Genomic DNA, 23,261 nt, shown 5'->3' on the forward strand with positions numbered 1-23,261 from the left:
GCCCCAAACCCGGGGTGGACGCGAGATCGAGGGGTATGGGGCGCGTTACGGGCTTGACTCGCCCGCTGGGCCGGCATGTCGGGGTAGAAACGCGCCCCGAACCCGGGGTGGCCGTGAGATCGAGGGGTTTTGGGGCGCGCTGGCGCGTTCGGGGCGCGTTCGAGCCCGCCCCGAACGACCTAACCCGCCCCAAACCTCGCGTTTGGTCGGGTTCGGGGCGCGATCCCGGCTCGCCGCGCGGGCTGGTTCGACGTGTCGAGAGAGGAACGCGCCCGCACCCGAAGTGGCCGCCGGCCGAGGAGTTCGGGGCGCGTTCGCGCGTTCGGGCGGCGTACTCGCGCGGGCTACCCTCGGCGCGGTCAATGGAGAAGCAATAAGTTGCTAAGGTTGCTTTCATGTCGCTCTGGAAAAGCAGAAGATTGAAAGTCTTACCCTAAGGAGTCACCTTGGCAATCGTCGCGGCCTCGGCGGTGGGATTCTCGATAGGCGACGCCGTAGATGCTCACCGCAGCACCGCCCCTCCCAAGATCGTGACGAGCGTCGTCAACAAGTCCGTCATCAACCGGTACTGGACGAACATGGGACAGATGATCGGTTCCTGCAAGGTCGGCACCAAGGGGTCGACGTGCAGCATCTCGACGGGCAAGACAGCGACGCGAAGCGTTTCCCTCGCCTACGGCATGACGCGAGGCGCGGTGACCGCGTCTTTGGGAATCGACGCCGCGACTTCCGTGTCCGTGGGAACTTCATGCAGCTCGCCTCCGCTCCCCGCGGGACGGATCTACCGCGCGTATCCCATCGGAGAGAAGTGGCAGTACAAGATACAGAAGATCACCTACGTCGGGATCGGCTTGAGCAAGACTCAGAAGACCGGATGGCTGACCGCATTCAATCCGTCTCGGACGCACATCTACTGCGTATGACGGGTGCTCGCAAAGCGTGCGCGATCGGCGCGACCATGCTGCTCATAAGCGGATGCGCCCCTGAACCGGCACCGCTCGCGTCCAGCCTCGTGGGCAAGTCGTTCGCGGCCGTAGCCGACGACCTGCCTTCGGAGATCACCTATCTGGTACAGGATGCTTCCCCCCGCGTGGGCTTGCCCCCACGTTACCGACCGGACCAGTTCGGCCAATCCGTCTGGAGCATTGTCGCGGCATGCGCCGATGCACCCATTCCTGACGCTTCCGTCATCGAGATCGCAGTCGTACCTACGGATTCAATTGACGCGTCCGCCCGTCGCGATATCAGGTCGGGGTTGTACGAGCATGCGGTCTCGTGCATGTTCTGAAAGTGAAGCGAGGACGCCCAGAGAGGCGCCCGAGCTTCGCCGTGCCGCACCCCCCCCGAACGACGGGACCCGCCGAACCGGCGCCCCGAACGGCGGAACAACACCGGGTCAGGAACCGGGCGGCGCGGTGGACTGCCGGACGATCAGGTGCGTCGGGATCGGGGTGTCCTCGGTGACGCTGTCGGGCTCCTCGACGGCGATGAGCACCTTCTGCATGATGAGCTCGCCCAGGGTGCTGAAGTCCTGACGCACGGTCGTGAGCGCGGGATACAGGTAGCCCGCCTCGGGCACGTCGTCGAACCCGACGACGCTGACGTCCTCGGGCACCCGCAGACCGCGCTCCCGCAGGGCCGACATCAGCCCGATCGCCATGTGGTCGTTGCCGACGAAGATCGCCGACCCCGGCTCGACGTCGAGTTCGCGCCCGCGCGCGAACCCGCTCGCCGCCGTCCAGTCGCCCGACACGGGTTCGACGATCTGCAGCCGCCGCTCCGAGAGCTCTTCGCGCCAGCCGCGGATCCGCTCGAGCGCGTCCGGGGCGCGCAGCGGACCCGCGAGGTGCAGGATGCGGGTGTGGCCGAGCTCCGCGAGATGTCGCACGGCCGAGCGGGCGCCGCGGTACTGGTCGATCGACACGATCAGGGGGCTGCGCCGGGGGGAGGATGTCGCGGCCACGAGCGGGATGCTGAGATCGAGCCCGCGCACCACTTCGAGCACGCCCACGTCGACGACGATGAGCACGATGGCATCGACGCGCTGCCGCAGGAGGCCTTCGACGACGCCCCGGATCGCCGCCGGATCCGGGTCGAGGGCGCTCACGGTGTCGACGCTGTACCGCGCGGCGCGAGCGGCGAAGTTGAAGTGGGTCGCGATCGAGGTCGGCCCGTAGTCCGAGATGCCCGGCGTCACCAGCCCGATCGTGCGCGTGCGGCGGGTCACCAGGGCGCGAGCCGCGGGCGAGGGGCTGTAGCGCAGTTGCGCGATCGCCTGTTCGACGCGCGCCCGCGTCGCCGGACGCACGTTGGGCAGGTCGTTGATCACCCGCGACACGGTCTGGTGCGACACGCCCGCGAGCCGCGCCACGTCGAAGATGTTCGCCGCGCGGTTGCCGCCGTCGTCGGCGCCCGCTCGCGTCTCACTCATCGATCTCGTCCGGTCGGGCGACGAGCGCGAGCAGCGAGTCGACGGTGAGCTGGTCGGAGGGGAGGGTGTCGACGATGCGGCCGTCGCGCAGGATCGCCACGCGGTGGCCGACGCGCAGCACCTCTTCGAGCTCGGCCGAGATGAACATCACCGACAGCCCGTTGGCGGCCATCTCGCCGACGAGGTTCTGGATCTCGACCTTGGCTCCCACGTCGATTCCGCGCGTCGGCTCGTCGAGCACGAGCACACGCGGCGACAGGGCGAGCAGTCGCGCGAGCAGCACCTTCTGCTGGTTGCCGCCCGACAGGGTTCCGGCCGGGCGGTCGAGATCGGGCGGACGGATGTCGAGCGCCTCGACCCAGCTCGCCGCCAGCTCGCGCTGCCGCTGTCGGGGGATACGGCGAAGGATGCCGCGATCGGCCTGCAGCGCGAGCGTGATGTTCTCGAACACGCTCAGATCGCTGATGATGCCCTCGGTGCGACGGTTCTCCGACGAATAGACCACCCCCAGCGAGATGGCCGAGCGGGGTCCGTGCGGGCCCTTCGCGGCGCCCTCGATGCGGATGACACCGCTGTCGAGGCGATCGATGCCGGTGAGGGCGCGGGCGAGTTCCGTGCGGCCCGACCCGAGCAGACCCGCGACCCCCAGCACGTCGCCCTCCGCGAGGTCGACATCGGCGTCACGGATGCCGGGTCCCGCCGTCACGCCGCGGGCGGTGAGGGTCGCGCGGCCGCCCTCGGCCGGTGCGTCGGCGGGGGCGTGCGCCTCGAGCGCGGCGGCGCTGCGTCCGAGCATCGCCTGAACGAGATCGATCCGGAGGAGCTCGCGCGTCAGATACTCCCCGACGAACCGGCCGTCGCGGAGCACGGTCACCCGGTCGCACAGCTCGTACACCTGGTCGAGGAAGTGCGAGACGAACAGGATCGCCACGCCCCGGTCCTTCAGCTCGCGCACGACCCGGAACAGCTCGCTCACCTCATCGAGGTCGAGGCTCGAGGTCGGCTCGTCGAGGACCAGCACCTTCACGTCGGCCGAGATCGCCCGCGCGATCGCGACGAGCTGCTGGACGGCCAGCGAGTGCGTGCCCAGGCGCGACGCGGGGTCGATGTCGAGTCCGAGCTCGGCGAGCGTCTCGCGGGCCTCGCGCCGCATCCTCCGCCAGTCGATCGCGCCCCCCCGACGGGGCTCGTGCCCGAGCGCGATGTTCTCCGCCACCGAGACGTTCGGCAGCAGGTCGATCTCCTGGTAGACGGTGCTGATCCCGCTCCGCTGCGCGTCGTGCGGCGACGCGAACCGGACGGGTCGGCCGTCGAGCTCGAGCCGGCCCTCGTCGAGGGGGAGTGCGCCCGTGATCGCCTTGATGAGGGTGGACTTTCCGGCGCCGTTCTCACCCATCAGCGAATGGACCTCGCCCGGGAAGAGGCGGAAGTCGACGCGGTCGATCGCGGCATCCGCTCCGAAGCGCACGGTCGCGCCGGTGAGCTGCAGCAGCGGCGGTGCCTCCTCCATCAGGCCATTATCCCGACGGAGGAGGCCGCGACCGCTGTGCGGCATGCTGATGTCGCCCGCTATCTGCGGCGCTGCGAGCGGGCCACGATGACGCGCTGCACCACGATGAACAGCAGCAGCAAGGCCCCGATGATGATCTGCGTCCACGCCTGCTCGGCGCCCATGAACGAGATGACCTTCTTGATCGTCCCGTACACCAGCACGCCGACGAGCGAACCGAGCACGTAGCCGGTGCCGCCCGTGAGCAGCGTGCCGCCGATCACGACCGCGGCGATCGCATCCAGCTCGGTGCCGATGCCGTTGCGCGGGTAGCCCGCGCCGGAGTACGCGGTCAGCAGCAGCCCCGCGAGTCCACCGCAGATGCCGCTGATGACGTACACCGTGACCTTCGTGCGGGCCACGTTGAGGCCCATGAGCCGCGCGGACTGCTCGCCGCCGCCGATCGCGTAGACGGTGCGGCCGAACCGCGTCCACACGAGCACCACGAACGCGATCGCCACGGCCAGCAGCGCGATGATCCCGGTGGGCGTGATGTACCAGCCGGCGACGCTGAATCTCGTGCGCTGCAGCCACAGCACGGCCGGATCCTCGACCCGGATCGACGCGAGACTCACGACGAAGGCGAGGCCCCGGGCCAGGAAGAGTCCCGCGAGCGAGGCGATGAACGGCTGCACGCCGAAGTATTGGACCAGGATGCCGATCAGCAGGCCGATCAGCGCGCCGGCCACGATCATCACGGGCATCACGACGACGGCCGGGATGCCCTGCGCGAGCAGACTGGCACCGAGGATGCCCGTGAAGGCCATCACCGATCCGACTGACAGGTCGATGCCGCCGGTGAGGATGACGAAGGTCAGTCCCACGGCGAGGACCACGAGGTACGCGTTGTCGAGCAGCAGCGCCGACAGGTTGCCGGGGCTCAGGAACCTGGGGAAGCGCGCCTGCGCGCCGATCAGCAGCACGATCAGGATGGCGACCGCCGCGAACGTCGGCATGAGCGAGGCGTGCCGCGACATGAAGGTGGAGTAGCGCGACGCGGTCGTCGTGCGACGCGTGGGCGCCTCGAGCACCCGGGTCATGACGCCACCCCCGCTCGGGCGCCGGCATCCGCCGACGTTCGGGCGCGCGCCGAACGGATCGCGGTGCGAGCCCAGCTGTGCAGCCGCGGCGACTGCACCAGCACGACGACGATGACGACGATCGCGAAGAACACGGGACTTTGCGCCGACGGCACTCCGAGGAACAGGATGGTGGCCTCCAGGGTCTGGATGATGAGCACGCCGATCACCGTGCCGGCGATCGTGAACTTCCCGCCCATCAGCGAGGTGCCGCCGAGCACCACCGCGAGGATCGCGTACAGCTCGATGAAGAGGCCGGCGGCGTTCGCATCGGCGGCGCGGATGTTCGAGCTGTAGATGATGCCCGCGATGCCGGCGAGCAGCCCGCTGGCGACGTAGGCGCTGAAGACGATGCCCCGCGCCCGCACCCCCGCGAGCCGGCTGGCCTCGGGGTTGATGCCGACCGCCTCGGTCAGCATCCCGAGCGCGGTCCGCCGCTCGATGAGCGAGACGACCGCGATCGCCGCCACGGCGATGAGAAACGCGAACGGCAGTGCGACGAGGTACCCCGTGGCGATGAACTCGTACGGCTCGCTGTTGACCGTCGTGATGAAGCCCTCCGTGATGAGGAGGGCGACCCCTCGGCCCGCGAGCATCAGCACGAGCGTGGCGATGATCGGCTGGATGCCGACGACGGCGACCAGGAACCCGTTCCACACCCCCAGCACGAGCGCGACGGCGAGCGCCACCGCGAGCGCGACGAGCACGGTGCCCAGCCCGCCCGGGTCGGATGAGCCGTCGATGATGGTGAGCGCCACCGCGCCCGACACCGCCATGATGGCGCCGACGGAGAGGTCGATCCCCCGGGTGGCGATGACGATCGTCATCCCGAGCGCCACCAGCATCAGCGGGGCGCTGTTGCGCAGGATGTCGATGAGCGCGCCGTACAGCTCGCCGTTGCGGACGGTCACGAGGATGAACTGCGGACGGGCGATGGTGTTGATCGCGATGAGCGCCAGCAGCGCGACCGACGGCCAGAACAGCCGGTGCCTCACGATGGTCTTCATGCGGCGGCCCCCTCGGAGGTGTTGGCGATGTAGTCGATGAGCCCGTCGAGGTCGGTGTCGCTCGAGTCGAGCTCGCCGATCTTGCGCCGGTCGCGCATCACGATGACGCGCTGCGCGAGGCGGAGCACCTCCTCGAGCTCCGACGAGATGAAGATGACGGACAGGCCGGCGGCGCTGAGCTCGGCGACCTTGCGCTGGATGTCGGCCTTGGCTCCCACGTCGATGCCGCGGGTCGGCTCGTCGAGGACGATCAGTTCCGGCATCGTCGCCAGCCAGCGCCCGAGCAGCACCTTCTGCTGATTGCCGCCGGACAGGTTGCCCGCGAGCATGCCGGGGTCGGCCGGGCGCACGCCCAGCGCCTGGATGTACTCCGTGACGATGGCGGATGCCTCGGCCCGACGCATCCGTCTCATCGCCCCCCGCCGGGCCTGGATGCCCAGGATGATGTTCTCGGCCACGGTGAGGTCGGCGATGATGCCCTCGGCCCGCCGGTTCTCGGACGAGAACGCGACCCGGTTGTCGATCGCGTGCCGCGGGGTGGCGTGCTTGACGGCGCGCCCCTCCACCTCGAGCCGGCCGCTGTCGGACCGGTCGGCGCCGTACAGCAGACGCACGAGCTCGGATCGCCCCGAGCCGAGCAGCCCGGCGATGCCGACGACCTCGCCGTCGTAGACGTCGATGTCGACGGGGTCGAGCACGCCCCGGCGTCCGATCCCGCTCGCTCGGAGCACCGGCGTGCCCGACCGGTTGATGGCGCGGTCGGCGACCGACGCGAGGGCGGTCAGCTCGTCGAACTCGCGGCCGATCATCTTCGTCACCAGCTCGCCGCGCGGAAGCTCATCGGCACGGTACTCGCCGACGAGCTGCCCGTTGCGGAGCACCGTGATGCGGTCGGAGATCTCGTACACCTGGTCGAGGAAGTGGCTGACGAACAGGATCGCGACGCCCTGGTCGCGCAGGTCGCGGATCACCGCGAACAGCCGTTCCACCTCGCCGCGGTCGAGGCTCGAGGTCGGCTCGTCGAGGATGAGCACCTTCGCATCGAGCACCATGGCGCGCCCGATCGCGACGAGCTGCTGGATGGCGATGGAGTGGCTGGACAGGGTGGTGCGGGTGTCGATGTCGAGCCCGAGGCTCGCGAGGTGCTGGTGGGCCAGACGGTGCGTGGCCTTCCAGTCCATGGCCCCCCGGGTGCGCGGCTCGTGTCCGAGCATCACGTTCTCGCCCACGGTCAGGTTCGCGCAGAGATTGACCTCCTGGTACACCGTCGAGATCCCGGCATCCTGCGCATCCGCCGTGCTGGTGAACCGGCGGCGCTCGCCGCCGACCCTGATCTCGCCGTCGTCGATGCGGTAGACGCCGGTGAGAGCCTTGATGAGCGTCGACTTGCCGGCGCCGTTCTCGCCCATGAGCGAGTGCACCTCGCCGGGCCGCAGGACGAAGTCGACGCGGTCGAGGGCGAGCACTCCCGGGAATCCGATGGTGATGCCGGTCATCTCGACGACCGGGTGGACTGCGGTGTCCGCGGACATGATTCAGCCTTTCGGAGCTTCCTCGTCGGCGCGCCCGCCGAGGCTGCAGGAGCCCTCGGCGGACGCGCTTTCGACCTACCTTGCTACAGGATGCGTCGCGTGCTCAGTAGGGGCGGCTGTCGATGACCTCGGCCGCCTGCTCCTGGGTGAAGGACTGGTCCTCGACGTAGACCTTCTTCTCGACCTCTTCGCCGGCGAGCACATCGGTCACCAGCTGAGCCGCCAGCTCGCCGAGCAGCGGGTTGCACTCGACGATGAAGTTGATCTTCCCGTCGACGAGGGCCTGCATGCCGTCCTTGACCGCGTCGATCGACACGATCTGGATGTCGACGCCCGGCTCGGCGCCGGCCGCCTCGATCGCCTCGATGGCGCCGAGCGCCATGTCGTCGTTGTGGGCGTAGACCAGGTCGATGCCGTCGGCCCCGTACTTCTGGAGGAAGCCCTCCATGACCGTCTTGCCGCCGTCGCGCGTGAAGTCGCCCGTCTGCGAGTCGATCTTCTCGATGGCGGTGCCCTCGATCGCCTCGTCGAACCCGGCGGCGCGGTCGTTGGCGGGAGCCGACCCGGTGGTGCCCTCGAGCACGACCATCTTGGTGGGGGTGTCGCCGAACGTCTCGGCGGCCCACTCGCCGGCCATCACGCCTTCCTTCTTGAAGTCGAGTCCGACCCAGGCTTCGTAGAGATCGTCGGATGCCGACACGGTGCGGTCTTCGAGGATCACCGGGATGCCGGCATCCGATGCCTCCTGCAGCACGTCGTCCCAGCCGTCCTCGACGATCGGGGCGATGACGATCGCGTCGACGCCCTGGTTGATGAAGTCGCGGACGGCGGCGATCTGCGCCGCGGTGTCGTTGTCGGCGGCGTTGAAGATGAGCTCGAAGCCGTTCTCCTCCGAGAAGGCCTCCTTCATCGACTCGGTGTTCGCCGAGCGCCAGCCCGACTCGGAGCCGGTCTGCGCGAAGCCGACGGTCACGATCTCGTCGCCGCCGCCGTCCCCGCCGTCACCGCCGGCGTCGCCGGGGCTTGCGCAGCCGGTCGCGACGAGGGCGAATGCCCCCAAGAGCGCGAACCCGCCGAGAAGCGTCTTCTTCTTCATGCCAAAACCTCCTCGTTCTGGTCCGGCATCGCTGCCGGCGCTGTTGCGTGCGGCCCGCTTCAGCGCGGGACCCGCTGCACGGATGTTAGCCCTCACATTTGCCGAGACGGAAGAGTGTTAGCGGTAACATTCTTGTAACAGGCGTCTGCGAGACTGGCCCTGCTCGCCGCTCTCCTTACGAAAAGTGAGGGATCACATCGACCGGCCATCCCGCGCCTGTGGGGGCGGGCGCGGACTCCGGGTGGCGTGCGTCGGGGGGTTTGGGGCGCATCGGGGCGTTCGGGGCGAGGCAGATCGCGCCCCGAACGCCTCACCGCGCCCCAAACGGCGGGTGCTGGGGGTGCGCCGAGCCAGGGGATCGGGTTTGGGGCGTGGTGTGCGCGCGACGCGCGGGGTGGTTCGGCGCGTCGCGGGCGTTGCGCGCCCCGAACGGCCGGGCCCGGGGGTGCGCCGGGCCGGGGGGCGCGAGGGTGCCCGGGTGCTGGGGGTGCGCCGAGCCAGGGAATCGGGTTTGGGGCGTGGTGTGCGCGCGACGCGCGGGGTGGTTCGGCGTGTCGCGCGGGTTGGGCGCCCCGAACGGGCGCGGGCAGAGGTCTCGAGCGCGGGACGGGCTAAGGTGAGCGCGATGAGCGACGCGAAAGCCCGACCCTCCCGTGCGGGGGTGCGCGAGGTCGCGGCCGCGGCCGGAGTCTCGACCCAGACGGTGTCGCGGGTCATCAACGGCCAGCTCAACGTGCGACCCGAGACGCGCGAGCGTGTCGTCGCGGCCATGACGGCGCTCGACTACCGGGTGAACAACGCCGCCCGCACGCTGGGCACCCGCACGACCCGCACCATCGGCGTCATCGCGTCAGACGCGACCCTGTACGGACCGGCGGTCGGCATCGCCGCCCTCGAATCCGCCGCGCGGGAGGTTGGCCGGTGGATCGCGACGGCATACGCGGATGCTGCGGACGAGGCATCCGTCGCCGCCGCAGCCGACCGCCTGCTGTCGCAAGGCGTCGACGGACTCATCGTGCTCGCACCGCACGCTCCCACGTTCTCGTCGCTGACCGCCGCGTATCCCGGGATCGCGATCGCCGGACTGCACATGCACGACGCCGCGGCCGGCCAGCGCACGGGTGCCGCGTCGGCGGTGCGGCACCTCATCGAGCTGGGCCACCGCCGCATCGGGCGCCTCGCCGGACCCGACGAATGGATCGAAGCCACAGCCCGCGACGAGGGCGCCGTGGCCGAGCTGGCGGCCTCCGGCCTCGATCCCGGACCGCGCTGGTCGGGCGACTGGAGCGCCGAGGCCGCCGCCCGCCTCGCGGCCGACATCGCCGTCGCTGTGCGGGGCGCCGACGGGCTCACGGCCGTCGCGGTCGCGAACGACCAGATGGCGCTCGGCCTCATGGCGGGGCTCCGATCGGCCGGTCTACGGGTGCCCGAGGACGTCAGCATCACCGGCTTCGACGACAACCCGGACGCCGCGTTCTACGCCCCCGCCCTGACGACGGTGCGGCTCGACCTGCTGGGCGAAGCGCGTCGCGGCGTCGCGGCGGTGCTGTCGATGACGGATGCCGCGTCCCCCGCGCCCCCGGCCCTCGTGGTCCGCGGATCGACGGCCCCGCCCCGCCGTCCCTGACCAGCATCCGGGTTCGGGGCGCGGAATCGGCGTGACCCGCCGCGCGTCGCGGCGTGTCGAGCGCAATGCGCGCCCCGAACCCGTGCGGCCACCTCAATTCGCGACGCGCACGCCAGGTTGCGGCATCCGGTGTTACCGGTAACATGCAAGGAGCGCGTCCGCTCGCGGCGCCCTTCTGGAGGCAGCGTGGTCATCCCCGATGCGGCAACGACGCCGCCCGAACCAGCACCGATCCCGTCCGGGTCGGCACCGACGTTCGGCCCGGCGGTCGACGCCGCGATCGCCGAGGTCAGGGCCGAGGTCGCCGCGCTCCACGCGGAACTCGTCCGCTACGGACTCGTCGTCTGGACCGGCGGCAACGTCTCGGGACGAGTGCCCGGCGCGGACCTGTTCGTCATCAAGCCCTCGGGGGTCTCGTACGACGACCTTGCGCCGGGGAACATGATCCTCTGCGATCTCGACGGCAACGTCGTCCCGGGCTCCGAGGGCAGTGAGCGCAGCCCGTCGAGCGACACCGCCGCCCACGCCTACGTCTACCGCCACCTGCCCGATGTCGGCGGCGTCGTGCACACCCACTCGACCTACGCCGTCGCGTGGGCCGCGCGGGGCGAGGAGATCCCGTGCGTGATCACGGCGATGGCCGACGAGTTCGGCGGGCCCATCCCGGTCGGGCCGTTCGCGATCATCGGCGACGATTCGATCGGGCGGGGCATCGTCGAGACCCTGCGCGGCCACCGCTCCCGCGCCGTCCTCATGCAGAACCACGGGCCGTTCACCATCGGAGTGTCGGCACGGGATGCCGTCAAGGCGGCCGTCATGGTCGAAGACGTCGCCCGCACCGTGCACCTCGCCCGCGAGGCGGGCCCGCTCATCCCGCTCCCGCAGGAGGCGATCGACCGCCTCTACGACCGCTACCAGAACGTCTACGGTCAGGCCGGCGACGAGCGCCGCGACGCCGGAGCCGACCGATGAGCCGTGAATCGGCGGCGGAAGCCGCTGAGGCGATCGCGCAGGGCCGCACGGCCCTCGGCATCGAGCTCGGATCGACCCGCATCAAGGCGTGCCTCGTGAGCGCCGACGATCCCGGCCGGGTGCTCGCCGTCGGCGGGCACGCGTGGGAGAACCGGTACGAGGACCGCGTCTGGACCTACGCGCTCCCCGACGTGTGGAACGGCGTGCAGGCGGCGTTCGCCGACCTCGCCGCCGACGTACGCCGCCGCCACGGCGTCCCCCTCGACCGCGTCGGCACGATCGGGGTGTCGGCGATGATGCACGGCTACCTCGCGTTCGACGAGCGGGGAGACCTGCTGGTCCCGTTCCGCACGTGGCGCAACACGACGACGGCGGATGCCTCGGCCGAGCTGTCCGGGCTGTTCGGCGTCAACATCCCGCTGCGCTGGTCGATCGCGCACCTGCACCAGGCGGTGCTCGACGGCGAGGAGCACGTCCCTCACGTGCGCTCGATCACGACGCTCGCCGGCTACGTCCACCGTGCGCTCACCGGCCGGAACGTGCTCGGCGTGGGCGACGCGTCGGGGATGTTCCCCATCGACCCCGCGACCGGCGACTACGACAACGAGCTGATCGCCCGATACGACCGTCTCGCCGCCGACCGGCTTCCCGTCGCCGGCGTCCGCGACCTGCTCCCGCAGGTGCTCACCGCCGGGGAGCCCGCGGGCGAGCTGACGGCGGACGGCGCGCGACTGCTCGACCCGACGGGGGCGCTGAGCCCCGGCATCCGCTTCTGTCCGCCCGAAGGAGACGCGGGCACCGGCATGATCGCGACCGACTCCGTCGCCCCGCGCACCGGCAACGTCAGCGCCGGCACGAGCATCTTCGCGATGGTCGTGCTCGAACGGTCGCTCCGCGCCAGCCACCACGAGATCGACGTCGTGACGACGCCGGCGGGCGATCCGGTCGCCATGGTCCACTGCAACAACGGGGCGAGCGAGCTCGCCGCATGGGCCGGGCTGTTCGGGCGGTTCGCCGAGGCATCCGGTCACCCGGTCACCGACGACGACGTGTTCGACACCCTCTTCCGCGAAGCGCTGGCAGGGGCACCGGATGCCGGCGGCGTGGTCGCCTACAACCACCTCGCCGGCGAGCCGGTGGCGGGGCTCACCGAAGGGCGGCCGCTCGTCGTCCGCTCGCCGGACAGCAGCTTCACCCTCGCCAACGTGATGCGGGCGCAGCTCTACGGCGCCTTCGGCACCCTCGCGCTCGGCATGAGGGTGCTCGACGACGAAGGCGTCGAGATCGAGCGGATGTATGCGCACGGCGGCATGTTCCGCACCGCGGGGGTCGCCCAGCGCTTCCTCGCCGCCGCGCTCGACGCGCCGGTGTCGGTCGGCGAGACCGCGTCGGAGGGCGGGGCATGGGGCATGGCGGTCCTGGCCGCGTACGCGCATGCCGTGGCGGGGGACGAGGCATCCGATCTCTTCTCGTTCCTGTCCGAGCGCGTGTTCGCGAGCGCCGCGCTCTCGACCGTCGACCCCGACTCCGGTGATGTCGCCGGCTTCGCCGCCTACCTCGACCGCTACCGAGCCGGGCTCGCCGTCGAGGCCGCCGCCGTCTCGGCCCTCTGACCCCGCCGCCGTCCCAAGCCCTCTGACCACCGCGCAGAAAGACACCGCCATGACCCGTCAGACCCTTCGCACGTCGCTCGCCTCGTACGAGGTGTGGTTCGTCACCGGAAGCCAGAGCCTCTACGGCGACGAGACGCTCCGTCAGGTGGCCGAGCAGTCCCAGGCGGTCGCCGACGGTCTCGCCGACCTTCCCGTCACGGTCGTGTGGAAGCCGGTGCTGAAAGACTCCGACTCGATCCGACGGCTCGCGCTCGAGGTCAACGCACGCGACGACGTCATCGGCGTCATCGCCTGGATGCACACGTTCAGCCCGGCCAAGATGTGGATCGCCGGCCTCGACGCGCTGCAGAAGCCGCTGCTGCACCTGCACACGCAGGCCAACGTCGAGCTGCCGTGGGCCGACATCGACTTCGACTTCATGAACCTCAACCAGGCCGCGCACGGCGACCGCGAGTTCGGGTACATCCAGACCCGGCTCGGCGTCGCGCGCAAGACCGTCGTCGGGCACGTCTCGAACCCCGCCGTCCGGCAGCAGATCGAGGAGTGGCAGCGCGCCGCCGGAGGCTGGGCGGCCGCTCGCAGCCTCAGACTGGCCCGGTTCGGCGACAACATGCGGTACGTGGCCGTGACGGAGGGTGACAAGACCGAGGCAGAACTGCGGTTCGGGGTGCAGGTCAACACGTGGGGCGTCAACGAGCTGGCCGAGGCCGTAGCTCAGGCTGACACCCGAGCGGTGGACGCTCTCGTCGCGGAATACGAGGACTTCTACGACGTGCAGCCTGAATTGCGGCACGGCGGCGAGCGGCACCAGTCGCTGCGCGACGGTGCCGCGATCGAGCTCGGGCTGCGCTCGTTCCTCGAGGAAGGCGGATTCGGCGCCTTCACGACCTCGTTCGAAGACCTCGGGGCGCTGAAGCAGCTGCCCGGCCTCGCGGTGCAGCGGCTCATGGCCGAGGGCTACGGGTTCGGCGCCGAGGGCGACTGGAAGACCGCGATCCTCGTGCGGGTGGCGAACGTGATGGGCGCCGGGCTCCCCGGCGGGGCGTCGCTCATGGAGGACTACACGTACGACCTGGTGCCGGGGTCGGAGCGGATCCTGGGCGCGCACATGCTCGAGGTGTCGCCGTCGCTGACCTCCGCGAAGCCGCGGCTCGAGGTGCATCCGCTCGGGATCGGCGGGAAGGACGACCCGGTGCGCCTCGTCTTCACCGCCGACCCCGGTCCGGCGCTCGTCGTGGCGATGAGCGACGTGCGTGACCGCTTCCGTCTGGTCGCGAACGTCGTCGAGAACGTCGCAGCCCCCGACCTGCCGAAGCTGCCGGTGGGGCGGGCGATCTGGAAGCCCGCGCCCGACTTCGCCACCTCGGCCGCCTGCTGGCTGGCCGCGGGGGCCGCTCACCACACGGTGATGACGACGGCCGTCGGGATCGAGGTCTTCCGCGACTTCGCCGAGATCGCCCGGACCGAGCTGCTCGTGATCGACGAGTCCACGACCGTGCGGGACTTCCAGCGGGAGCTGCGCTGGAATCAGGCGTACTACCGCCTCGCGCAGGGATTCTGAGGCCCCTGCGGCCCCTCCGGGTTCTACCCCCGGCCGCGGCGGGATTCAACCCCGGTGCGCCATCCGGCGTCCGCACGTTGGCTGGGCCATCCGGCCGCGCTCCCTCCCCCCGCGGCCCGGAGAGGAGAACCCAGATGTACTTCCATCGGCAAGAGCTCCAGCACAAGGCGACGCCCGACAAGCCCGACGCCGTCTATGCGCGCAAGCTCCAAGAGGTGCTCGGCGGTCAGTACGGCGAGATCACCGTGGCGCTGCAGTACCAGTTCCAGGCGTGGAACATGCACATCCCCGGCAAGTACCGCGACCTCGTGTTCGGGATCGGGGCCGAGGAGATGGGCCACGTCGAGATGCTCGCGGTCATGATCGCGCAGCTGCTCGAGAAGTCGCCCCTCGGCATCACCGAAGAGGCCGTGCAGGATGACCCGACGGTCGCGGCCGTCATCGGCGGCGCCGACATCCAGCACGGGATCGTCGCCGGCGCGGGCGCCCGCGCGGTCGACAGCATGGGCAACCCGTGGCAGGGCTCCTACATCACGGCAAGCGGAAACCTGCTCGCCGACTTCCAGGCGAACGCGAACGCCGAGATGCAGGGACGCGTCCAGGTCGCCCGGCTGTACCACATGACCGACGACCACGGCGTGCGCGATCTGCTCGCCTTCCTGCTCGCGCGCGACACGATGCACCAGAACCAGTGGCTGGCCGCCTCGGCGGAACTCATGGAGGAGGGTGTCGAGGCGCTTCCGGTGCCGAGCAACTTCGCGCTCGACAAGGAGGACCGCGACGTGTCCTACCAATACATCAACTTCTCGAACGGGCCGAAGGCGGCGGACGGCCGATGGGCGAGCGGGCCGACCCCGGACGGCAAGGGCGAGTTCTCGTATGTGCCTGAGCCTCCGGCCGGCGTGCCGGTGCCTCCGCCGACGCATCCCGATTCCCGCTTCTACGGCACGACCGAGCTGCCGAACGTCGTGGAGAAGGCGGCGGGCAAGATTCAGGACGCCATGAACAAGGAATGACGGATGCCTCGGCCCGCCGGTTCCGGCCGGGTCGAAGCATCCGCCGCCCCCTGTCTGTGCCCCGGGGTGTGCGCCCCGGGTCACGGACGGGGGAAGTGCTCCCAGCTGCCCTCGGAGATCACCCGCACCTCGTCGCCGACGACCGCGATCGCGGTCTGCTCGTCGATCGCGTACGACGGGCCGGGAATCGTCGCCGCCCACCGGCGGGCGGCTTCGGCGGTGTTGGACGTCCAGCCCGGGTAATCCAGGTGCGGGAAGATCGAGAAGTCGACGACGCCCAGCGTCTCGTCGCCTTCGCCCGGGCGCCAGTCGACGAAGTGATCGCCGATCCGCGGCGTCATCACCATGCTGCCCGCGCTGACCCCCACCCAGACGGTGTCGGTGAGCGAGGGCAGCAGGTCGGCGAGGCCGGATTCCCGCATCCACCGCGCGAGATACACCGCCTCGCCGCCGTCGACGAGGAGTACGTCGGCGTCCCGCACCCACGCCTCCCAGCGCGCCCGGTCGATGGTCGGCAGCGCGGTGAGCTCGAGCACGCCCACGGACTTCCACCCGAGGCCGCAGAGTCCGGTCGCGCCCGGCCATCGGTCGGCCGTCGACTGCCAGACCGTCTGGGGCGAGCACATCGGCTGCCCCCATTGCGCCGTCGGAATGAACAGGGCATCGGATTCTTCGATCGGCTTGCCCAGCATCTCGATCAGCGCCGCGCGGATCGAGTCGTTCGTGATTCCACCGGAGGTGAGCAGCAGCTTCAACGCGGGTCCCTTCGTTCGACCCTCGCCATCACACTCGGTCCGGACCCACGAGCGCAACCGTCTCGCCGCCCGAACCCCACACGCGCCGAGACCCGGGCGCTTCTCGCCTGAGCAGCCCGGGCCTCGACCGTTCGGGTCGTCAGTGGTGGAAGGTGCCCGCTTCCTCCTCGGTCATGGAGTTCGTGATGGGGTGCTTGTCGAAGTGCTCGATGGCCGCGCGGTAGTCGCTCATCAGCAGCGACGCGGCGTCGCGGTCGAAGCCCTGGCGCACGAGGATCCGCTGCACCGGCAGATCCTGGCGGTTGGCCGGCATCGTGTACGCGGGCACCTGCCAGCCGCGCACCCGCAGGCGGTCGGCGAGGTCGAACAGGTTGAAGCCGTGGTCGAGCCCGTCCTTCAGCTTCCACGACACCGCCGGGATGCCGGACTCCGCGCCGCCGTTGTTGATGATCTCGAAGTGCCCGAGCTTCTCGATCTCGGCGGCCAGGTACATGGCCGTGTCGTGGCACGACATGTGCACCTTGCGATAGCCCTCCCGGCCGAGCCGGACGAAGTTGTAGTACTGGGCGACGATCTGTCCGCCCGGACGCGAGAAGTTCAGCGCGAACGTCGGCATGTTGCCGCCGAGATAGTTCACGTTGAAGATCAGATCCTCGGGCAGGTCCGCGGCATCCCGCCACACGATCCAACCCACGCCCAGCGGCGCGAGCCCGAACTTGTGACCCGAGGTGTTGATCGACTTCACCCGAGGCAGCCGGAAGTCCCACACCAGCTCCGGAACGGTGAACGGCGCGAGGAAGCCGCCGCTCGCCCCGTCGACGTGGATCGGGACGTCGAGGCCCGTCTCGTCCTGGAGCTTGTCGAGCGCCTCGCTCACCGCGAGCACGGGCTCGTACTGGCCCGTGAACGTCACACCGAGGGTGGGAACGACGCCGATCGTGTTCTCGTCGACGCGCGCGATGACCTCTTCGGGGTTCATGATGAACCGCTCGCCCTCCATCGGGATCTCGCGCAGCTCGACGCCCCAGTACCGCGCGAACTTGTGCCAGCACACCTGCACCGGGCCCGTGATGAGGTTCGGGGTCTCGGTCGACTGGCCGGCCTCCCGCCGGCGTGCGCGCCAGTTCCAGAGCAGCGCCATGCCGCCGAGCATGGCGGCCTCGCTCGAGCCGGTCGTCGACGTGCCCAGCGTGTTCGCGGCATCCGGCGAGTTCCACAGGTCGGCGAGGATGTGCACGCACCGCGCCTCGAGCTCCGCGGTCTGCGGGTACTCGTCCTTGTCGACCATGTTCTTGTCGAGCGTCTCGGCCATGATCGAGCGCACCTCGGGCTCCAGCCACGTCTGGCAGAAGGTCGCGAGGTTCTGCCGCGAGTTGCCGTCGAGCATGAGTTCGTCGATGACCACCTGGTACGCGTGGCGCGCGAGGTGCTCGTTCTGCGGCATCCGGTACTTGGGAAGCGAGACGGAGAGGTCGGTCGAGGCGAACACCTCGTCCAGCAGCTCGTCGCGGATGTCGTCCTTCTTGTGCAGCATGTCTGCTTCCTTCGGTCAGCGATGCCCGGTCCCCGGCTGCGGCCCCCGCGGGTCAGAATCCCGGATGCGTCGCCGCCCGGCATCGTTCGATCAGGGTGATATCGACCGGCGCGGGCGACGCTCGACCGCGGGTAGCCTGGACCGGCGAAGCATCCGCCCCCCGCCGGCCGCAGAGAGGACACCCGCCATGCCGATCGTGGTGATGGGAGTCTCGGGCTGCGGCAAGTCGACCGTGGCTGCGGCGCTCGCCGCCGAGCTGCGGGGCGTCTACCTCGACGCCGACGACTTCCACCCGGCCGCGAACGTGGCGAAGATGGCCGCGGGCGTGCCGCTCACCGACGAAGACCGGATGCCGTGGCTCGGCGTCGTGGCGCGCGCCATGGCCGACGCGACCGCGCGTGGCGACGAGGTCGTGGTCGCGTGCTCGGCGCTGCGGCGGGCATATCGCGACGTGCTGCGGTCGGCCGCGCCCGACACGTTCTTCGTGCAGCTCGACGGCTCGCCCGAACTGCTCGCCGCCCGCATCACGGCCCGGGCGGAGCACTTCATGCCGCCGTCGCTGCTGGCGTCGCAGCTCGCGCTGCTCGAACCGCTGCAGGCGGACGAGGCCGGCGCGGTGGTCTCGATCGACGCTCCCGTGCTCGCCGTGGTCGACGAGGCGCGGGAGCGCTGGCTCGCCGCACGCGCATAGTCCGCCACCGGACCGTCATCCGCAAGTGCCTTCGCCGGATCCGTGCGGTCTGCGATTCTGTGACCACCCCGGGATGACGCCGGGCGGCACGAGGGAGACCACATGGCCGGCAAGTACGACCTCGAGACGACGACGCTGGGACAGCTGCTCGACGACCCCGAGGCCCGGGCGATCATCGTCGAGCTCGTGCCCGAGCTGCCCGGTCACCCGATGATCGGGTTCGCGAAGGGCATGCCGGCCGCTGCGGTGCTGAAGATGGCCAACGGGCAGCTGCCCGCCGACACCCTCCAGCAGCTCAGCTCGCGTATCGGCGCCCTCTGACGCGGCGGCGTTCGGCGGCCCGCCGAGCTCGCGGCGCCGAGAGCCAGCGGCCGGCCCGGCTGTCAGCGCGGGGACGCCGGGCGCCGGACGCGCGAGAGCGGGACGTTCGCGATGCCGGCCGCGAGCACGACCGACGCCGCGGCGATCGGGGCGACCAGGGCGGCGGCGGTTCCGCCGGTTTCGGCGATCCATCCGGTGAGGGCGGATGCCGCGGACTGGCCCACCACGACCCCCGAGCCGAGCATCGTCATGACGGTGGCGGACCGTCCGAGCGGGCTGCGCCCGGCGGCGAGGCTGTACTGCGTGACCAGCGTCGGGCCGATGCCCACGCCGATCACCAGCAGGCACACCGTCATCGCGGCCACGCTGTCGGCGAAGGGGAGGGCGACCGAGCCGGCCACGAGAACGGTCGCGAACACCAGCCACCGCGCCGGCAGCGTGAAGCGGGCGGGGAAGAGCGCGACCCCGAGGGCGAACGCGGCCGACCCGATGCCCATCGCGCCGTAGACGAGCCCCGCCTGCTCGGGCACTCCCCGGTCGGCCATGAACGCGGTCAGCGACGTGAGCATTGCGCCGAAGAACAGCCCCATGCCGAGCGCGCCGACCACGGTCGTGAGCAGTTCGGGTCGCGCCAGCTCGCGCGCCGGTGCCTGAGCCGGCTTCGCGCCCTGGGCGACGGATGCCGCGGCCGCCGTCGGATGCAGAGCGAACGCACTCACGAACACGAGCGCGAGGACGGCGGCGCCGATCACGGGGGCGGCCGGGCTCAGGGTCGTCGCGAGCAGGCCGACGATGACCGGCCCGAACACGAACACGATCTCGTCGGCGGCGGACTCGTAGGCCATCGTCCCGCCGACGACCGCTTCGCGGCGGTCGCGGTCGAAGGCGCGGCCGATGATGCTCACCAGGCGGCTGCGCGACAGCGGTGCGACCTGCGGCATGGACGCGCCGATGAGGAACGCGACCACGAGCAGCGCGGCATCCGGAACCGGCGCGAAAGCCAGCCACGCGATCGCCACGAGGAGCAGGCTGTTGATCGTGCCCGCGACGAGGAGCACGCGGCGCTGCCCGAATCGGTCGGCCGCGGCGCCCAGCAGCGGGCCGAACAGCGCCGTCCCGAGGCCGGTCATCGCGGAGGTCAGGCCTCCGACGGCCAGCGAGTCGCGGGCCGAGACGACCAGAGTCAGGATGCCCACCACCATCATGGCGAAGGGCAGTCGCGCGATCAGCGCGATCGGGAAATAGGAGAATCCCGCCTCATGGATGAGGCTGGGGCGGCGCGGCGCCGCGATCGTCGTGTGCATCGTGTGTCCTGAGCGAGTCCGCCGCGGTTCGCGGCACGTCGTGCCGCCTTGGTCCGCGTCGGAGCAGGTAGATGCACATCGGGGATGGTCCCTCCAGTCTACCGCGCGGGCCTGAGCGGGAACCGGATGCCTCGGCCCTCCGTCTGTCGCACCCCGTCGCTACGATCGGTGCATGACCTTCCAGGCTTACCTCGACGCCGTCGAGAAGAAGACGGGGCTCACGCCGCGGCAGCTGATCGAGATCGCGCACGAGAAGGGTTTCGACGAGAACACGAAGGCGACGCCGATCGTCGAGTGGCTCGCCGCCGACTACGGCCTCGGTCGCGGCCATGCGATGGCCATGGTGCACGTGATCACGAAGGGGCCGCAGATCAGCGACAAGCACGTCGGCACCGACGGCACGCACTCCGACCCGTCGAACACGCTGTGGCTCGACGGCGCGGCGACGAACCCGGCCGGCTGAGTCGCGGCCCGGCCGGCGTCAGTCCCGCGACGCCGGATCCCGGCGACCCCACCACCGGCGGCGGCGCCGGGGCGCGGCATCCGCTTCCGCTCGGGCTTCCGCCTGCAGCCGCGCGGCGCGGCGGCGCGACCACGCTTCGACCTCGGCGTCGACGTCACGGGTCGGGGTCACGACCGGGGGTCCGCCGAGCAGCTGACGCCGCGCCTCGATCACGCGCCGGTTGAAGTCCTCCAGCGCCTCGCGCACGTCGTCTTCGCGCGTCAGCTCGTCGAGCGTCGCCTCGAGCTCGGCGTTCTCGACCCGGAGCATCAGCGCCGGCGGTCCGAGGCCGGTGAGCTGCTCGTTCTGGATCTTGCGCCGGATCCACCAGTCGGGGTCGTGCGAGCTGCCGAGATCGGGGATCGGCTTCCCCGCGCCGGGAAGGTTGTCGAAGTCGCCGCGGCGGATGGCCTGCTGGATCGCCGTCTCGACGTAGGCCGCCCGCTCCCGCGCGCCGGACGGGCGAACCGGTGCCTCGTCGGCAGGCGGGGCTGCGGCATCCGTTCCGCCGTCCTCGCCGTCCCGCGCGTGCTGCTGGCGGTAGCGAGCGGCGGCTAAACGCGGATCCTCGGCCATCGCACACCTCCGTCTTCCGACCCTACGACGGGACGGCGGCTCGGGCGCCGGGACGGGTCAGGAGACGTAGGTGCGCCAGGAGTGCTGCGGGTCGTAACCCAGCAGCCGGCGGGCCTTGTCGATGGAGAGCAGCGTCTCGTTCGGGCCGAACTCCCGCGCCACCGCGACACCGGGGAACACCTCGGCGAGCAGCTCGTCGTTCGGGCGGGTCATCACGGTGTCGGCCGCCGCGATGAGGAAGTTGTCGAACCCGGTGGGCGCGACCTCGAGCGCCCGCTGCACCGCCTGCGCGCCGTCGCGGGCGTCGATGTACCCCCACAGGTTCCACTTGCGCCGGCTCGCGTCGGCGTCGAACGACGGGAACTCCGCGTAATCCTCGGGCACCATGACGTTCGAGAACCGAAGAGCGGTGACCGAGAGGTCGGGGTGCCAGCGCACGAGCTCCGCCGCCAGCCGCTCCTCGAGCGTCTTCACGAGCGAGTAGACCGATTCCGGGCGCGGCGCGTACTCCTCGTCGACAGGCACGTACGGCGGCGGCACGTCGAACGGCAGCCCCTGCACGGTCTCGCTCGACGCGTAGACGATGCGACGGATGCCGAGCCGAACGGCCGCCCAGAAGACGTTGAAGGTCGCGGTCATGTTGTTGTGGAAGGTCGCGACATCGCTGCGGATGCCCGGCGCCGGGATCGCCGCCAGATGGACGACGGCATCGACGCCGTCATGCCGGTCGCCGACTCCCTGCAGCGCATCGACGACCTGCCCGTAGTCGGTGAGGTCGACCTGGACGAACGACGATCCTCGCTCGCCGACGGCGTCCAATCCGATGACGTCGTGCCCCGCAGCCCGCAGTTCGCGGGCGACGACGGTTCCGAGCTTGCCGGTCGAGCCGGTGAGGGCGATGCGCATCCCTCAAGGGTGACACGGGGCGAGGCATCCGGCTCCGAAAAGCGCGGGCTCGGAAACAATTGGGTGTCACGGGGGTCGGCGCGCGATACTGAGACCGCTTCCACGAACACTTCCCGGGGGACCTCCATGGCTCGCATTCCGACGTCCGGCACTCAGCACGCGCTCCGCGCGGGGGATTACGAGGCCGTCATCGCCAGCATCGGCGCGACGCTCCGCTCGCTCACCTACCGCGGCCGCGACCTGGTCGTGCCCTTCGACGCCGACGAGGTGCGTCCCTCGTTCCGGGGTGCGACGCTCGCACCGTGGCCGAATCGGGTCGTCGACGGCGTCTACACGTTCGGCGGGGTCGAGCGGCAGCTCGCCCTCAGCGAGCCGACGCGGTCGCACGCGATCCACGGTCTCGCCGCCTGGCTCGACTTCGAGGCGGTCGACAAGGGCTCCGACCACGTCACGCTGACCGCCGTCATCCAGCCGCAGACGGCCTACCCGTGGCGGGTCGTCGTGACGACCACCTTCGCGCTCGGTCCCGACGGCCTCACGCAGACCGTGACGGCGCGCAACGAGAGCTCCGAGCCGGCCCCCTGGGGCACCGGCCCGCATCCGTACCTCGTGGCCGGCGAAGGCCTGGTCGACGACTGGACGCTCGAGCTGCCCGCCGAGCAGGTGCTCACCGTCACTCCCGACCGGCTCGTGCCGGTCGCCCTCGAGGCGGTGGACGCCAGCGACCCCGAGCGGTTCGACTTCCGCGCCGCCCGCGCCATCGGCGCGGTCGAGATCGACCACGCCTACACCGGGCTGACGCGCGACGCCGACGGCATCGCCACCGTGCGCGTCACCGACGCCGACGGGACCGGGGTGCGGATGTCGTGGGACGCCGCCTGCCCCTGGGTGCAGGTGCACACCGCCGACAAGCCCGACCCGGCGCTGAGCCGCCTGGGCCTCGCCGTCGAGCCGATGACCTGCGCCCCCGACGCGTTCAACGACGCCGACTACGACTACGACACCGGCCTCATCGTGCTGGGCGCCGGCGCCGAGTCGGCAGCCTCGTGGCGGATCGGCGCGATCGGCTGAGCGGACGTCGGATCGGATCCGACTGTCGTTCCGCCGGATCGGGTGAAACGGCGGGGAGGCACGCCGTGGAGAGGGCCCCCGAGCCGCCGATTGTGCGCGAATCTCCCCGCCGTTTCAC

The 23,261-nt window shown here is 70.7% G+C and carries 21 protein-coding genes; 10 read left to right on the forward strand and 11 right to left on the reverse strand.

Features of this window, described 5'->3' with window-relative positions:
* Positions 1-446 precede the first annotated feature (446 nt).
* The gene (locus tag ACFUTX_RS16035) at positions 447-923 is read left to right on the forward strand and encodes a hypothetical protein (RefSeq protein WP_378866956.1); all 477 of its coding nucleotides are present in this window, start codon (positions 447-449) and stop codon (positions 921-923) included.
* Positions 924-1,396: 473 nt separating this feature from the next.
* Here the strand turns inward: ACFUTX_RS16035 and ACFUTX_RS16040 are convergent, their stop codons facing one another.
* The 6 genes from ACFUTX_RS16040 to ACFUTX_RS16065 all read right to left on the reverse strand — a co-directional run bounded on the left by ACFUTX_RS16040 (position 1,397) and on the right by ACFUTX_RS16065 (position 8,694).
* A complete protein-coding gene (locus tag ACFUTX_RS16040; protein ID WP_378866959.1) occupies positions 1,397-2,431 on the reverse strand; it encodes a LacI family DNA-binding transcriptional regulator in 1,035 nt (344 codons plus the stop codon).
* On the reverse strand, positions 2,424-3,941 hold the full coding sequence (locus ACFUTX_RS16045) for a sugar ABC transporter ATP-binding protein (protein WP_378866962.1): 1,518 nt from the start codon (positions 3,939-3,941) through the stop codon (positions 2,424-2,426). The genes ACFUTX_RS16040 and ACFUTX_RS16045 overlap by 8 nt, the downstream gene beginning before the upstream one ends.
* A 59-nt stretch (positions 3,942-4,000) precedes the next feature.
* The gene (locus ACFUTX_RS16050; RefSeq protein ID WP_378866965.1) at positions 4,001-5,020 is read right to left on the reverse strand and encodes a sugar ABC transporter permease YjfF; all 1,020 of its coding nucleotides are present in this window, start codon (positions 5,018-5,020) and stop codon (positions 4,001-4,003) included.
* A complete protein-coding gene (locus tag ACFUTX_RS16055) occupies positions 5,017-6,066 on the reverse strand; it encodes an ABC transporter permease (protein WP_378866968.1) in 1,050 nt (349 codons plus the stop codon). The genes ACFUTX_RS16050 and ACFUTX_RS16055 overlap by 4 nt, the downstream gene beginning before the upstream one ends.
* The gene (locus ACFUTX_RS16060) at positions 6,063-7,598 is read right to left on the reverse strand and encodes a sugar ABC transporter ATP-binding protein (protein WP_378866971.1); all 1,536 of its coding nucleotides are present in this window, start codon (positions 7,596-7,598) and stop codon (positions 6,063-6,065) included. Before ACFUTX_RS16060 ends, ACFUTX_RS16055 begins: the two co-directional genes overlap by 4 nt.
* A 103-nt stretch (positions 7,599-7,701) precedes the next feature.
* The gene (locus ACFUTX_RS16065; protein ID WP_378866974.1) at positions 7,702-8,694 is read right to left on the reverse strand and encodes an ABC transporter substrate-binding protein; all 993 of its coding nucleotides are present in this window, start codon (positions 8,692-8,694) and stop codon (positions 7,702-7,704) included.
* A 625-nt stretch (positions 8,695-9,319) separates the two neighbouring features.
* On the opposite strand from ACFUTX_RS16065, the gene ACFUTX_RS16070 reads away from it, so the two are divergent.
* The 5 genes from ACFUTX_RS16070 (at position 9,320) to ACFUTX_RS16090 (ending at position 15,483) form a co-directional block, all read left to right on the forward strand.
* Positions 9,320-10,321: a LacI family DNA-binding transcriptional regulator gene (locus ACFUTX_RS16070; RefSeq protein WP_378866977.1), complete on the forward strand. Its 1,002-nt coding sequence runs from the start codon at positions 9,320-9,322 to the stop codon at positions 10,319-10,321.
* Positions 10,322-10,552: 231 nt separating this feature from the next.
* Positions 10,553-11,293 (forward strand): L-ribulose-5-phosphate 4-epimerase, encoded by a 741-nt coding sequence (locus tag ACFUTX_RS16075; RefSeq protein WP_378867019.1) that lies wholly within the window; start codon positions 10,553-10,555, stop codon positions 11,291-11,293.
* Positions 11,290-12,906, forward strand: coding sequence for a xylulokinase (locus ACFUTX_RS16080; protein WP_378866980.1), 1,617 nt, complete (start codon positions 11,290-11,292; stop codon positions 12,904-12,906). The genes ACFUTX_RS16075 and ACFUTX_RS16080 overlap by 4 nt, the downstream gene beginning before the upstream one ends.
* A 49-nt stretch (positions 12,907-12,955) precedes the next feature.
* Positions 12,956-14,467, forward strand: a complete 1,512-nt coding sequence (gene araA / locus ACFUTX_RS16085; protein ID WP_378866983.1) for an L-arabinose isomerase — start codon at positions 12,956-12,958, stop codon at positions 14,465-14,467.
* A 134-nt stretch (positions 14,468-14,601) separates the two neighbouring features.
* Positions 14,602-15,483, forward strand: coding sequence for a manganese catalase family protein (locus ACFUTX_RS16090; RefSeq protein ID WP_378866986.1), 882 nt, complete (start codon positions 14,602-14,604; stop codon positions 15,481-15,483).
* An 80-nt stretch (positions 15,484-15,563) separates the two neighbouring features.
* Here the strand turns inward: ACFUTX_RS16090 and ACFUTX_RS16095 are convergent, their stop codons facing one another.
* Together ACFUTX_RS16095 and ACFUTX_RS16100 are read right to left on the reverse strand one after the other, a co-directional pair.
* The gene (locus tag ACFUTX_RS16095) at positions 15,564-16,238 is read right to left on the reverse strand and encodes a Type 1 glutamine amidotransferase-like domain-containing protein (protein ID WP_378866989.1); all 675 of its coding nucleotides are present in this window, start codon (positions 16,236-16,238) and stop codon (positions 15,564-15,566) included.
* 139 nt (positions 16,239-16,377) lie between these two features.
* On the reverse strand, positions 16,378-17,772 hold the full coding sequence (locus ACFUTX_RS16100; RefSeq protein ID WP_378866992.1) for a glutamate decarboxylase: 1,395 nt from the start codon (positions 17,770-17,772) through the stop codon (positions 16,378-16,380).
* Between the two features lie 187 nt (positions 17,773-17,959).
* On the opposite strand from ACFUTX_RS16100, the gene ACFUTX_RS16105 reads away from it, so the two are divergent.
* Positions 17,960-18,463, forward strand: a complete 504-nt coding sequence (locus ACFUTX_RS16105; protein ID WP_378866995.1) for a gluconokinase — start codon at positions 17,960-17,962, stop codon at positions 18,461-18,463.
* Between the two features lie 102 nt (positions 18,464-18,565).
* Complete coding sequence (locus ACFUTX_RS16110; protein ID WP_378866998.1) at positions 18,566-18,784, forward strand: hypothetical protein; 219 nt, start codon at positions 18,566-18,568, stop codon at positions 18,782-18,784.
* Between the two features lie 62 nt (positions 18,785-18,846).
* Here the strand turns inward: ACFUTX_RS16110 and ACFUTX_RS16115 are convergent, their stop codons facing one another.
* Positions 18,847-20,088: an MFS transporter gene (locus tag ACFUTX_RS16115; protein ID WP_378867001.1), complete on the reverse strand. Its 1,242-nt coding sequence runs from the start codon at positions 20,086-20,088 to the stop codon at positions 18,847-18,849.
* 172 nt (positions 20,089-20,260) lie between these two features.
* Between ACFUTX_RS16115 and ACFUTX_RS16120 the strand changes: the two genes are divergently transcribed.
* On the forward strand, positions 20,261-20,551 hold the full coding sequence (locus ACFUTX_RS16120) for a DUF4287 domain-containing protein (RefSeq protein WP_378867004.1): 291 nt from the start codon (positions 20,261-20,263) through the stop codon (positions 20,549-20,551).
* Positions 20,552-20,569: 18 nt separating this feature from the next.
* Here ACFUTX_RS16120 and ACFUTX_RS16125 read toward each other — a convergent pair whose 3' ends face one another.
* Entirely contained in the window at positions 20,570-21,166 is a 597-nt protein-coding gene (locus ACFUTX_RS16125; protein ID WP_378867007.1) for a DUF1992 domain-containing protein, read from the reverse strand.
* A 57-nt stretch (positions 21,167-21,223) separates the two neighbouring features.
* Positions 21,224-22,072, reverse strand: coding sequence for an NAD-dependent epimerase/dehydratase family protein (locus ACFUTX_RS16130; protein ID WP_378867010.1), 849 nt, complete (start codon positions 22,070-22,072; stop codon positions 21,224-21,226).
* A gap of 126 nt (positions 22,073-22,198) precedes the next feature.
* Between ACFUTX_RS16130 and ACFUTX_RS16135 the strand changes: the two genes are divergently transcribed.
* Positions 22,199-23,143 carry an aldose 1-epimerase family protein gene (locus ACFUTX_RS16135; protein WP_378867013.1) on the forward strand — a complete coding sequence of 315 codons (945 nt, stop codon included), beginning with the start codon at positions 22,199-22,201 and terminating at the stop codon, positions 23,141-23,143.
* The last annotated feature ends 118 nt before the right edge of the window (positions 23,144-23,261 follow it).

Source organism: Microbacterium sp. NPDC057407 (assembly GCF_042803895.1).
Lineage (GTDB): Bacteria > Actinomycetota > Actinomycetes > Actinomycetales > Microbacteriaceae > Microbacterium.